Raw genomic sequence first — 12,281 nt, 5'->3', positions numbered from 1 at the left:
CTCAGAGGTTCAGCCCGGTGCCGTGAACACCGTGCTCTTCGATGATGGCGAGTTCCTCGTCGGTCAACTCCGGGAAGCTCAGTGCCTGCAGATTGTGGTCGAGCTGCCACGTCGAGCTGGCCCCCACCAACGCCGACGTGACTGCTGGCTGCCGCAAGACCCACTGAAGCGCCAACTGCGCCAACGACTGTCCACGTGATTCCGCCAGTTTGTTGAGCTCGGATGCACGCTGCCGATAGGTGTCGGTGAGGACATCGGGACTGAGGAAGGTGCTGTTGACTGCTCGGGCATCGGCGGGGATCGTCTCGAGGTACTTGTTCGTGAGCAGACCCTGAGCCAGCGGCGAATACACGATCAGCCCGAAGCCGTCCTCTTGCGCCAGTTCGAGCAATCCGTTCTGCTCGATACGCCGATCGAAGATCGAATACCTCGGCTGGTGAATGAGCAACGGAACGCCGGCCTCGCGGAGCAACACTGCGGCTTCGTGCGCACGCTCTGGTAGATAGTTCGAGAGTCCGACATAGAGCGCTTTGCCCTGCTGCACAGCTGACACCAGGGCTCCGACAGTCTCTTCGACAGGAGTCGACAGGTCTGGGCTGTGGCTGTAGAAAATGTCGACGTAGTCAGTGCCGAAATCACGCAGACTGTGATCGAGCGAGGCCAGCAAGGACTTGCGGGATCCACCCTTCAGATACGGGCTGGGCCCGATCGCGTTACCTGCCTTCGTCGACAGGATGATCTCGTCGCGGTAGGACGCCAGATCCTTCGCCAGAACCCTTCCGAAGTTCTGTTGCGCGGCGCGGTGCGGCGGGCCGTACCGGTCCGCGTTGTCGAAATGGGTGATCCCCAGGTCGAAAGCGTGCAGGATGATCTCCCGCTGCGTCTCGAACGCGTAGTCGGTACCGAACTTCTGCCACAGCCCGAAAGAGAACGCGGGAAGGTCGAGCCCCGACGCACCGCTTCTGCGGTACGGAATCTTGGTGTAGCGCTCGGCATCAGCAGTGTAGGTGGTTTCGAAAGTGCCATAGCTCATGAGTGTGAATGTCTTTCGGTAGTTTTCAGTCGTTTTCAGTAGGTCAGCGGTGGTCGCGGCGAAGCTCGGCCGGTGTCAACGACGGAGTGTCTCGCCCGGTGTCTCGCTCGGAGAATTGTGTACCCGGGTCGACGATCTCATCGATGCGATCCAGGATCTGATCGCTCAGCTGCACCGCCGCGGCCTTCACATACGCTTCGAGATGTTCTTGCGTTCGGGGGCCGATGATGACACTGCTGATCGCCGGATGATTGAGGGCAAATCCGATCGACAGATCGACAAGTGTGAGTCCGTTGTCCTCCGCAAGCTGGGCAAGTGCATCAGCTGCCACCAGTTTGCGTTGGTTGCGCTCGGCACTCACGTCGAAGCGACCCGGGATCAGTTCGGCACGAGCCGATTCCGGTTGCTGCGCGCCCAACCGATACTTGCCGGACAACCACCCGGCGGCAAGCGGGCCGTAGGAGAGGACGCCAACACCGTACTTCCTCACCACTGGGAACACCTCACGCTCGACGCCACGCACCAGCAGCGAGTAAGGCAGCTGCTCGGTGTGAGGGGCGACAAGACCGTACTTCTCGGCAAGCCAATGGGCTTCGACCTGTAGATGTGCCGGAAACGCGGAGGTTCCGTAGTACCGGATCTTGCCCTGACGGATCAGGTCGTTGAGTGACTGCAACGTCTCGAGCAGGCTCGTATCCGGATCTGGGCGATGTGCCTGATAGAGATCGATGTAGTCGGTACGCAGCCTGCGCAAGCTGTCCTCGACCGCCCGCGTGATCCAGCGGCGTGAATTGCCCGCGTGACGAGGGTCGGTCCCGATCTGGCCGTGGAACTTCGTCGCGAGGAACACGTCGTCGCGCCGACCTGTGAGCGCTTTCCCGACGATCTCCTCGGAAACACCCTGGGCGTACACGTCCGCGGTGTCGATAGCCGAGACACCAAGATCCAGAGCGGACGAAATGATCCGAAGGCTCTCCCCTTCCTCTTGCCAGCGGCCGAAATTCATCGTCCCGAGCGTCAGTGGAGTGATCCGGACACCGGTTCGGCCGAGTACGCGGTCAACCTCGATGGTCATTGATTTCCTTTCACATGAATGGTGCTGTGCACAAATCTGTTTCAGAACAACCCCGTGAGAGGGGGCTCTTCCCCGGTGAGGTGATAGGCGCCGGCGACTGCCGCTTTCCACTGACGCGGATTGTGGTTCGCAGCCGTACGGGCATTACGCCAGTGACGGTCGAAACCCCACTCGCGGTTCGTAATCGAACCGCCACCGACATCGAAGAGCAATTCCGAAGCGCGAAGCGCAGACTCGATCGCGATGACGCCTGATTCGGCGACGACAACGGCTGCGCTCGCGCCGGCCCGCCGCGCATCCTCGCCCGCCAATCCCCGCAAGTTCTGGAGCTCTTCGGCAGCCGACAACACCACCGCACGTGCTGCCCGTACCCGCGCACCGAGTTCTCCGACGGTCGCCCGCACGTACGGATCATCGACGCTCTGTGTCGCCGAGCTGTGCTTGATGGGACGAGCCTGCTCCCGCACGAACCACACCGCATCATCGAGCGCGCGCGCCGCAATGCCCGCCTGTACCGCCGCGAGATAGAGCTGCGCGAAGGAGCCCTGCCACGGATTGTCCGGACGCGAGTCCTCCGCGACGACAACCTCGTCATCCGAGACCCACACATCGTTGAACCAGGTGGAACCGCTCTGCGTCAGCCGCTGGCCGATAGCGTCGAAGTCGTCACGTCGGTCTACGCCCGCGCGATCAACGGGCACCGTGAATCGGATGATCGTGCCGTCCTCGGCGACTGCTTGCGACGAGAAGTACGTCGCGTACAACGCGCCCGTCGAATAGAACTTTCGTCCGTTGACGACATAACCATCACCGTGGCGCCGGGCTGTGGTGGATACGCTTCCACTCGCCCCGCCGTTGCGCTCGTTGCCGGTACCCACGAACAACGCGCGTTGACGCAAACGCTCCAGATTGATCTCCCGAAGCGGAACGTCCTCACGACTGGCGACCTGGTTCGCTGCCAAAAAAGTCGGCCGAAGTGCCTGCGCGACATTGGAATCCGCACGGGCAATGTCGATGACCAGCTCCACGACATCTCTGACGGTTCCTCCGCCGCCACCTTCGGCAGTGGCGATGCCGGTAAGGGCAATTCCGAGATCGGCAAGTTCACGGACATTATCGAACGCATAGTCACGTGTCTCTTCGCGAGCCCGAGCAGTGGCACCGAGGCGGGTCAACACCGGAGCGGCAGCTGCTCGGATCCCGGCGACAGTCAAGTATTCCTCCCGACGCTCCACGCCGTGCTCCGGTACGGGTGCCGGAGACACATGTACGGCGGTCATGCAAACACCTCTGCGCTCTCACGCAGTGCGAGTGTCGAACGCAGCGTGCGCCCTATCGGTCCCGCAAGTTGAGGCACCACGTCCCTGACAAGGTCCACAATCGCAGCTTCGTCACGTCCACTTGTCGCGAGGACAAATCCGTCGACACCGTTGTCAGGCGCCCACTGCTTGAGTTCTACCGCACTGACGGCACCGGTCAACCGGGCCAGCAGGGCAACATCGGATCGCCGGCGTCCAACGGAATGAAGTGCGCCCGACAGGGCAGCGTCGGCCCCGTCGATGTTGTTGCGCTCCACGATGACGACGTCCGCAACCGCAGCGATCCGCGACCATCCCAGAGCGTCGGGATCGGCAGCCACTACCACGGGGCGACCTTGCACCGACGCCGGTCCGTCCAACGGTCCGGCCACGCGATAGAACCGACCTTCGTGATTGATCGGTGCGATCAACGTGTCGTCGACAAAGGTGGCACGTTCCTGGTCTCCGAGCAGTGCCGCGCGCGGGAACGACTCCCACAGCCGCGAGACGATGTCCGCATACTCGACCCACCGTTCGGATGTCTCCGATGCCTGGGGGTCTGGGGTTGTCGCATCGCTGACCTCGTCGCCCTCCCCCGGCGCGAGGACAACTCCCACGCGGCCGTCTGTCGCACGATCCAGCGACAGCACTCGCCGAGCCAGGTTGTACGGCGCATTGTGCGTTGTCCGCGCATCGATCAGGTACCCGAGGTGTCCGTACCGACCAGCGAGGTAGCTGCCGACAATCGAAGGATCGATCGTGCGCAGGCTCTCGACCTCGTCGACAAGTCTGATGCCACTTGCGTTCACGCTCTGGGCAACTCGTGCGATTGCATCTGCGGCGGAGACTGATACTTGTCCCGCCGACTCACCCACCGCCAACTCCACGAACACGGTCATCTGTTTCTCCTCATTCCGCGCTCACGAGCGGGTACTCGTCTGTGGTGGTGTATGGGACGCCAGGCACACCGAGCCCGAGGTGATCACGCAGAGTGGTCCCCTCGTAATCGGTGCGGAACAGGCCTCGCCGGCGCAACTCCGGCACGAGATGGTCGGCAAAATCGTCGAACCCCGAAGGCAATACATCCGGCATCACGTTGAATCCGTCGGCCGCGCCATGGCGGAACCACCGCTCGATGTCGTCGGCGATCTGTTCCGGAGTGCCGACGACTATGCGGTGACCGCCACCTCCGGACAGCTTCTTCAACAGTTGACGCAGGGTCGGATTCTCGCGCTCGATGATGCCGAGGACAACCCGGTAGAACGTCTGAGATCCGCCGGCGTGATCCGGATTTCTCAGTAGATCAGGAGGAATCGGCGCATTGTCGTCGAGTCCGTCCAGGGAGAATCCGAGTTGTCCGGCAAGCCGATCGCGGGCGTACGCATCGGGCAGCAACTCGTCGAGGAGTTCGCGCCGCGCTCTAGCCTCCGCCTCCGTGCTGCCCAACACTGTCGACAGCCCGGGAAGAACGACCACTTCGTCCGGCGAACGACCGAACTTCTCTGCACCTTCGCGGATCTCGGTGCGAAATGCTCGCGCCTTGTCCAGGTCCTGTTCCGCGGAGAAGATCACTTCACCGATCTGCGAGGCCAACCGCTTTCCGTCACTGGAGCCTCCTGCCTGCACTATGACAGGCCGTCCTTGCGGTGATACGAGTTCAGTTCGCGCTCCCCACTTGGTGACCACCTGGTCGACCACACTCGCGGCTCGGCGATAGCGGAGACCGTGCTCCGGCTCGCCGGCATGGCCGAAGTTGCGCGCTGCGACCGGCCCCGCCGTTGTCACTACGTTCCAACCGAATCGCCCGCCGCTGACGTAATCGAGGTCTCCGAGTCGCCTGGCGATTTCCTCCGGATCGTTGTACGAACTCGACAGCGTCCCGATCAGTCCGATCTTCTCGGTCTGTGCGGCCACCCGCGCCAATACTGTTGTGGGCTCCAGGTTGTTGCCGGATCGGTGCCTGATACTCGGGTCCAGTAGAGGACCGTCGGCGAGGAAAACCGCGTCGAGCTTGGCCGCCTCGGCCTTTTTGGCGATTGCTGTGTAGTGCTCGATCGTGTAGCTCGCCAGCGCGTCGGTATCGGGGAACCGCCAGGAGCCGCCGAAGACACCGGCATTGAGGATGTTGACGTTCAGATGCAGTTGCCCGCTCACAGCTGAACCCTTTCGCTCTGGTCGGCAGCGTTGGCTGCCGACGGCCGATCGGCGTAATAGCCTGATACCGGCGCATTTCCGTTGACGTAGTAGTCGCCGATCACCCGCGGCTTGTAGATGACCGGATTGTGTGACGCGAGCGTGCGCGCGTTGCGCCAATGTCGATCCAGGTGCGCTCGCCTACGAGCTGTCGACGAACCACCCGCGTTGAACGCATCACTGGCGGCGGCCAGGACAGCGTCGATGACTGCTACCTGCGCAGCAGAGGCCTGGATATAGGCGTCGGAATACACCGCCTCGTCACCGGTGGCATGCGCCTCGTCCAACCGACGCGCGGCGTGACCGAGCAGAGTTTCCGCCGTCAGCGTGCGGGAGTAGAGAGTTCCGACAACACCGAGCACGTCCGGATCGGCGACTGCATCCTGCGTCAGGGCATGCCGACTGGTGCGGGTTCGGTTACGGACGATATCGATGGTCTCAGCCAGGACACTGCGCGCAATCCCGACCAGGTTCGCCAGATGCACGATCTGAACGAACGAGTCCAGCCCACGCAAAGATTCGGTATAGCGGCCGATCTCGCCGTTGGACTCCACTGGGACATCAGTGAAAATTGTTGTACCACTACCGGTCTGGCGTTGTCCGACACCGTCCCAGTCGTCGACATGCTCAACGCCCTGGTGCCGGGCGGGGAGCACCACGAACTCCCGGTGCCCGTCGCCGTCCACGACCGCCGCCCGAATGTAATCCGCGAAGCGGGAGCCTGTCGAATAGAACTTGGTACCGGAGACAACCCGCTCGCCCGCGTCACTGCGCCTGACCCGTGTGGTGATCGTGCCCCATCCGCCGCCCGAATCAAGGCCGCCAACACGGTCGGCCGGCTCCGACTGCGCATTGCCGAACACCGCACCACCGGCGACCGTAGTCAACCAATACCCCCTCACCTCGGAATCGGTTTCCAGCCGCAGGATCTCGGTGGTGGTGAAGTGCCCACGCCAGATCTGCGGCACGTTGGCGTCGGCTTGCCCGGCCTCCGCGAGCAGGGCGAACAAGGTCGGCAAATCGACGTCGAATCCGCCGTACTCGCGGGGGACTCGCAGCTTGCCGAATCCGGCGTCGGCAAGCTCCTGTACCAGTTCATACGGGTGTTCGCCGGACAGATCACGTTCTCCGGCACCTTTTGCCAGTTCACCGAAGATGGACCTGAACCGGATCAGAGCGGCATCGAGGGTGTCGGGTCGAGTAGTCATGGGGTTCCTCGGGTAGTGGTGAGTTCGCGTCCGGCGATCGCCTCGAGCAACCGGACGGTGTAGTCGTCCGTGGGATTCGAAAAGACCTGTTCCACGGATCCTTGCTCGACAATGCGTCCGCGCTGCATCACCGCAACTCGATCTGAGATTGCGGAAACAACAGATAAGTCGTGCGAGATGAAAACGTAAGTGAGCCCGCGCTCTTGTTGAAGGCGCTGTAGGAGTTCGAGAATCTGTGCGGCCACAGACACGTCCAGCGCCGAGATCGGCTCGTCGAGCACGACAACTTTCGGTTCGACCACCAGCGCACGGGCGATTGCCACACGTTGGCGTTGGCCACCGGACAGTTCACGTGGATGACGGCGCGCAAAGTCAGCTGGTAGTGCCGCGGCTTCCAACGCAGCCGCCACGCGGTCGACGTTTCCCCGGCGTCGTCCCCAGCGCGCCTTCTGGAAAGACCGCAGCGGTTCTTCGACTACGTCGAAGACCGTAAACCGGGGATCGAACGACGAGTACGGGTTTTGATACACGATTTGCAGGTCACGGCGCAGTGGCCGAAACTCCGAGCGGCTCAGTGCAGTGATGTCCGAACCAAGCACGGACGCGCGCCCTGACGTCGCAGTGGTCAATCCCGCGAGAATTCGGGCAGTGGTCGACTTTCCGCTACCGGATTCGCCGACGATCGAAAATGTCTCACCCTGCCGAACGTGGAACGAAATACCGTCCACGGCAGGGACTTCGCCGTAATCCTTGTGCAGGTCCGCGACCTCGATAACCGTCTTCCGTGCCGCGAGCACAGAGCCTCGATTCTCGCGCACCGAAAACCGCGATGGCACGCTGTTCAACAAATGCCGGGTATAGGCATGCCGTGGATTCGCGAGAACCTCCGCTGTCGGTCCGACTTCCACCAGATGCCCGTTGCGCATGACTCCGATGAGATCGGAGCGGTCTGCAGCAACACCAAGATCATGGGTAACCAGAACCATGCTCGTCGACGATCGAGCCCGCAGGCTGTCGATGAGATCGAGGACCTGTTTCTGCACGGTCGCATCGAGTCCCGACGTGGGTTCGTCGGCGATGATCAGATCAGGTTCCGCGGCCACTGCGGCTGCAACCAGCACTCGTTGCCGCATTCCCCCCGACAACTCGTGCGGATACTGCCCGTATCGGCGTTCGACATCGTCGAAACCGACGAGCCCGAACAGTTCGTGAACACGCTCACGCCGCGCATCCGCGCCGAGGTCGGTATGAAGACGCACCACGTCTTCGACTTGATGCCCCACCCGGCGGACCGGATCGAGGGACACCGTCGGGTCCTGCGGAATCAGACTCACCGACCGGCCACGGATCTCGCGCCACCCCTTGGGGTTCAACGCGGTCAGCTCCTGACCACGGAAGACGATCGAACCCGAGATCACTTCGCCGTTCGTGGGGAGTAAGCCGAGGATCGCATGGCCGGTGGTGGTCTTACCCGACCCCGACTCCCCCACCAGCGCCAGAACCTGACCGGGGCCGACGTCGAAGCTGACATCGTGCACCACTGGCGCAAGCGTGCGATTCGTCCGATAGCCAACGGTGAGTCCTTTGACGGACAAGACTGGATCCAGGCTCATCGCGAACTCCTTGTCGTGAGGTGACGAGCGATGTTGTTGGTCGCCAGAACCACCGCGATGATGGTGAGTGCGGGATAGAGTGTGAGCCATCCTCGAGTGGCAATGAACTGCCGCCCATCCGAAACAAGCAGTCCCCATTCAGGATTCGGTGGCTGAGCACCGAGTCCGAGGAAGCTCAGTGAGGCAATCCAGATGATGGCGATCCCGAGTTGAACGGCGATCAGCGATACGGTCGGCGCCAACGAGTTCGGAACCACGTGGCGCCGCAGAACCGTGAACGTGGTTGCGCCGCTGGTGATCGCCGCCTCGACGTAGTTACTTGCCCGCACGGTGAGTACCTCGGACCGGATCAATCGCGCGAACGTCGCCGCCGAGGTCAGACCCACTGCAATCGCGGCGGGAATCAAGCCCGCCTGCCCCACTTTTGCCGTGTACACCACCACGATCGTGATAGCGAGCAAGAAACCGGGGACGGACAGCACAACGTCGATGAGTCGCATCACCACGGTGTCGACGAACCCACCGAACCAACCGGCAACTGCGCCGAGCACCGAACCGACGATCACCGCGACGGCGACCGCCATGCTGGCGCCCAGTAGCGACGCCCGTGCGCCGTAGACGACACGTGCGTACATGTCGCGACCGAGAAGGTCGGTACCAAACCAGTGTTCGCCGGACGGAGGTAACAACTTACGGCCGTTGTCGACGGCAATCGGATCAAAGCTGGTGAACGCCCCTGGCAGGAGCGCCCACAGCACCGCGAGTACAAAAATGGCGGTCGACAGCACCAAACCCCAGTTCCGGGCAGCCCATCGCACCGTTTCTCGAACGATCGACGCAGTTGCTTCTGGCTCTGCACCGCTCGTCGGCGGTGCATTCTGCACCGTTGTGTCCTCGATGATGACGGTCATGGCATCGACACCTCCGCCGGCAGCCGGCGCTGAACCGAAACGGGTACAGGGGCGACGCCAGTTGCCTTGACGCCGAATCCGGGAAGTACCAGCTTCGTTCGGGTTCTACGAGCGGTGACGCGTGAGTTTTGCCCGTCGACAAGAACCCGCGGGTCGATGTACGGGTACGCCAGGTCGACCGCGAGGTTGACTGCCACGTATGCCAAAGCCGCAACCAACACCACTCCCTGGAGAACCGGGAGATCCTGGGTACCGACCGCGTTCACGGTCAGCTGGCCGAGTCCTGGTCGAGCATAGACTGCCTCGGTCACCACAGATCCGGCGATCAGTTCGCCGCAGGCAAGTCCGAGAAGCGTCAGTACCGGCAATGCAGAGTTTCGCAGTACGCCCCGGCGAAAGGCATACCCTTCCCCAGCGCCCTTCGCATGCAGTACGTGAACAAATGGCAAGTCGCGGGTTGTGGTTATCGAGGTACTGAACACCTGTGCCAGCGGTGCAGCGATGAGAATAGCCAATGTCGCGGCCGGAGCCAGTAGTGCCAGGAACGAACCGTCGTCGGACGACGGAATCACATGCAACTTGAACGACAAGAATTGCAGTACAAGGATTCCCACCACAAAAGTGGGTACCGAACCGAACAGCGCCGGTACCGAACCAACCACACTTCGCACCGACGCCCACGGAGCATAGTTCGCGACCACGGCGATGACAGCTGCCAGGACGAGGCCGAAAACCAATGCCAGACCGGTAAGTTGGAGCGTGCTCGGTAGGACGTCACCGATGAGACCGGTCACCGGTGTGCCATTGGTGAGCGAATACCCCAAGTCTCCCCGCAGGATTCCACCCAGACCACTGACATACTGCTCCAGCAACGGCCGATCAAGTCCGTAGTACTCGACCAGCGCCCGCGCGGACTCCGGGGACAGTTGGGCCTCCGGGTTCTGGATGCGGTTGTTCACCGCGTCCCCAGGCAATGCGCTGAGGAGAAAGAAGGACAGAGTGTAGGCGGCCCACATCACCAAGAACGACTGCCCGATTCGCTTCAGGGTGTAATTGCACATTCCTCCGTTGCCTCTCACTGCGAAACCCATGTGTCGTAGAACCACGACCGGCCGGTGGATTCAGTGGCAAAACCGTGGACGCTGGAAGCGAGGCCGAAGACCTGGGTCTCGTCGTAGAGCGGTATCGAGTAGCCCTCGCCGAAGATGTGATCTTCGATCGCCTGGATCGCGGTCTTGCGCTCATTCGGATCGAATGCAGACGACTGCGCCGCCAAGAGTTGATCGAACTTTTCGTCCTTCTGGAAGTTCTTGGTCCCGTTCTGGCGGTCACTGCCATACGACGTGCGCAGGACACTGGGTTCCGCGGTGGACGTCTGACCTTGCGTGAAGTACCAGTCCGGCGCGGAAGCCAGCTGGGACTCGTATTCAGTCAACGACGGGCGCGTCAGCGTGACGTCGACGCCGGCCTTTCGCCACTGCGACTGAACAACTTCCAGAACCGACTGCGAGACCTGATAGTAGGGTGCCACCCGCAAGTGGAAGGCCAATCGCTTGCCGTCCTTCTCCCGGACCCCGTCTGCTCCCGGCTTCCAACCCGCTTCGTCGAGCAGGGACTTGGCCTTGTCGAGGTCGTAGGTGAGATAGCTGCTCGAATCACCACGAAGCGGCGTTCCCTGAACCAGTGCACTCGACGGAACCGGGTAGTTCGGGGACAGCACAGTCTGGTTGATCTCCGTGCGATCGGTGGCCGCCTGCAACGCAAGACGGACCCGCTTGTCCTGAGTTGGCGCTTCCGGATCCTTCAACTGAAGGGTCAGGTCGTTGGTCTCACCCTGCACCGAAATCGGTAGCAGGACTCCGCCGCCTGCCGTCACAGTTTCCTCGTCGTACGGCGCGATGTTGCGCGCGATCTGCGCCTCACCCGACTGCAATGCGCCGACTCGCGTTCCGGCTTCCGGAACTGTCTTGAAGACGATCTTCTCCAAGTAGGCTGGGCCGGAATGACCCGAACCTTCGGGCGCCCAGTTGTAATCGTCGCGTCGTGCGAGAGTGACGCCGCTGGTTCCGTTCACCGACTCGACCACAAAGGGGCCTGTTCCCACCCAGTTACGAATATCACTCTGACCGTTGAGATCTCGATCCAGCAGCGACTGCCCGAGGATCGAGCTGGCACGGTAGTTCGACAGGATCTGAATGAAGCCGACATTGGGCTTCGCCAGCTTGACGACAACCGTCCGATCGTCGACCACATCGGTGCCGGCGTAATCGGTCCAGAACGGATCCACGGTGATGCCCTTCTGCGCGTCGCCGATGCCGTGCTGATCGAAGTTCGCCTTGACCACTCCGGCATTCAGCGCAGTGCCGTCGCTGAATGTAACGCCGGACTTCAGCGTGAATGTGTACGACAGATGGTCATCGCTGACCTGGTACGACTCTGCCAACCATGGCCGGTATTCACCCGTTTCAGGGTCTTGCCAGATCAGCCGCTCAGCAAGATTGTTGGAAACCTGGCTGTTGGACCACAGCGAGTTCGTAGGTTTCCACGCCGCGTAATCGACAGGGTCGTAGAAGGTCAGCGTCCCGCCGTCCACCGGTGTTCCGGCGGTGCCGTCCGACGCCGACGCGCCACCACAGGCGGCAAGTGCTACGGCCAGTACTGTCACGGCCGCCGCAGACTTGACGGCACGTTGAAAACTTTTGGTGAACAAAGGAATTTGCCTTTCTTGAAGGGCTCCGAAGGGAGAGACGGACGATCACCGTCGCGACTGAAACGAGAACGCAGCCCGTCGAGGTCTGGTAGACACTGAATGGAAGTCAACCCGATCCCGGAGCAAACGTCACCTCTTGCATTCACGATGATCACAATCTGGTGAAAATTGCTCCGCCGCAGTAGATTTCTCTGTAGGGGCACATGCGATCGCAACAGCGAGTTTTTCTCGCGACGATCC

General features: G+C 61.9%; 10 protein-coding genes. All 10 read right to left on the bottom strand.

What is annotated here, in order from left to right; all coding sequences use genetic code 11:
• Position 1 precedes the first annotated feature (1 nt).
• From CJ178_RS03415 to CJ178_RS03370, 10 genes are read right to left on the bottom strand one after another with little or no spacing between them, the layout of a single operon-like run.
• Positions 2-1,033, bottom strand: a complete 1,032-nt coding sequence (locus CJ178_RS03415; RefSeq protein ID WP_095886103.1) for an aldo/keto reductase — start codon at positions 1,031-1,033, stop codon at positions 2-4.
• A gap of 43 nt (positions 1,034-1,076) precedes the next feature.
• On the bottom strand, positions 1,077-2,108 hold the full coding sequence (locus CJ178_RS03410) for an aldo/keto reductase (protein WP_095886102.1): 1,032 nt from the start codon (positions 2,106-2,108) through the stop codon (positions 1,077-1,079).
• Between the two features lie 41 nt (positions 2,109-2,149).
• Positions 2,150-3,388, bottom strand: a complete 1,239-nt coding sequence (locus CJ178_RS03405) for an acyl-CoA dehydrogenase family protein (protein ID WP_095886101.1) — start codon at positions 3,386-3,388, stop codon at positions 2,150-2,152.
• Entirely contained in the window at positions 3,385-4,305 is a 921-nt protein-coding gene (locus CJ178_RS03400) for an LLM class flavin-dependent oxidoreductase (protein ID WP_033234742.1), read from the bottom strand. The genes CJ178_RS03405 and CJ178_RS03400 overlap by 4 nt, the downstream gene beginning before the upstream one ends.
• 10 nt (positions 4,306-4,315) lie before the next feature.
• On the bottom strand, positions 4,316-5,560 hold the full coding sequence (locus CJ178_RS03395; protein WP_095886100.1) for an LLM class flavin-dependent oxidoreductase: 1,245 nt from the start codon (positions 5,558-5,560) through the stop codon (positions 4,316-4,318).
• A complete protein-coding gene (locus tag CJ178_RS03390; RefSeq protein ID WP_095886099.1) occupies positions 5,557-6,807 on the bottom strand; it encodes an acyl-CoA dehydrogenase family protein in 1,251 nt (416 codons plus the stop codon). Before CJ178_RS03390 ends, CJ178_RS03395 begins: the two co-directional genes overlap by 4 nt.
• Complete coding sequence (locus CJ178_RS03385; protein WP_095886098.1) at positions 6,804-8,420, bottom strand: dipeptide ABC transporter ATP-binding protein; 1,617 nt, start codon at positions 8,418-8,420, stop codon at positions 6,804-6,806. The genes CJ178_RS03390 and CJ178_RS03385 overlap by 4 nt, the downstream gene beginning before the upstream one ends.
• A complete protein-coding gene (locus CJ178_RS03380) occupies positions 8,417-9,331 on the bottom strand; it encodes an ABC transporter permease (protein WP_095886097.1) in 915 nt (304 codons plus the stop codon). Before CJ178_RS03380 ends, CJ178_RS03385 begins: the two co-directional genes overlap by 4 nt.
• The gene (locus CJ178_RS03375) at positions 9,328-10,392 is read right to left on the bottom strand and encodes an ABC transporter permease (protein ID WP_095887814.1); all 1,065 of its coding nucleotides are present in this window, start codon (positions 10,390-10,392) and stop codon (positions 9,328-9,330) included. The genes CJ178_RS03380 and CJ178_RS03375 overlap by 4 nt, the downstream gene beginning before the upstream one ends.
• Positions 10,393-10,406: 14 nt before the next feature.
• Complete coding sequence (locus tag CJ178_RS03370) at positions 10,407-12,041, bottom strand: ABC transporter substrate-binding protein (RefSeq protein ID WP_095886096.1); 1,635 nt, start codon at positions 12,039-12,041, stop codon at positions 10,407-10,409.
• Between the last annotated feature and the right edge of the window lie 240 nt (positions 12,042-12,281).

This window comes from Rhodococcus sp. ACPA4 (assembly GCF_002300185.1).
Taxonomy (GTDB): domain Bacteria; phylum Actinomycetota; class Actinomycetes; order Mycobacteriales; family Mycobacteriaceae; genus Rhodococcus_F; species Rhodococcus_F globerula.
This window is presented reverse-complemented; position numbering and strand designations above follow the sequence as displayed.

Bases quoted from the DNA above. Each gene is read 5' to 3' on its own strand.
- CJ178_RS03415 (WP_095886103.1), bottom strand. From the start codon at position 1,033: ATGAGCTATGGCACTTTCGAAACCACCTACACTGCTGATGCCGAGCGC.
- CJ178_RS03410 (WP_095886102.1), bottom strand. From the start codon at position 2,108: ATGACCATCGAGGTTGACCGCGTACTCGGCCGAACCGGTGTCCGGATC.
- CJ178_RS03405 (WP_095886101.1), bottom strand. From the start codon at position 3,388: ATGACCGCCGTACATGTGTCTCCGGCACCCGTACCGGAGCACGGCGTG.
- CJ178_RS03400 (WP_033234742.1), bottom strand. From the start codon at position 4,305: ATGACCGTGTTCGTGGAGTTGGCGGTGGGTGAGTCGGCGGGACAAGTA.
- CJ178_RS03390 (WP_095886099.1), bottom strand. From the start codon at position 6,807: ATGACTACTCGACCCGACACCCTCGATGCCGCTCTGATCCGGTTCAGG.
- CJ178_RS03385 (WP_095886098.1), bottom strand. From the start codon at position 8,420: ATGAGCCTGGATCCAGTCTTGTCCGTCAAAGGACTCACCGTTGGCTAT.
- CJ178_RS03380 (WP_095886097.1), bottom strand. From the start codon at position 9,331: ATGACCGTCATCATCGAGGACACAACGGTGCAGAATGCACCGCCGACG.
- CJ178_RS03375 (WP_095887814.1), bottom strand. From the start codon at position 10,392: ATGTGCAATTACACCCTGAAGCGAATCGGGCAGTCGTTCTTGGTGATG.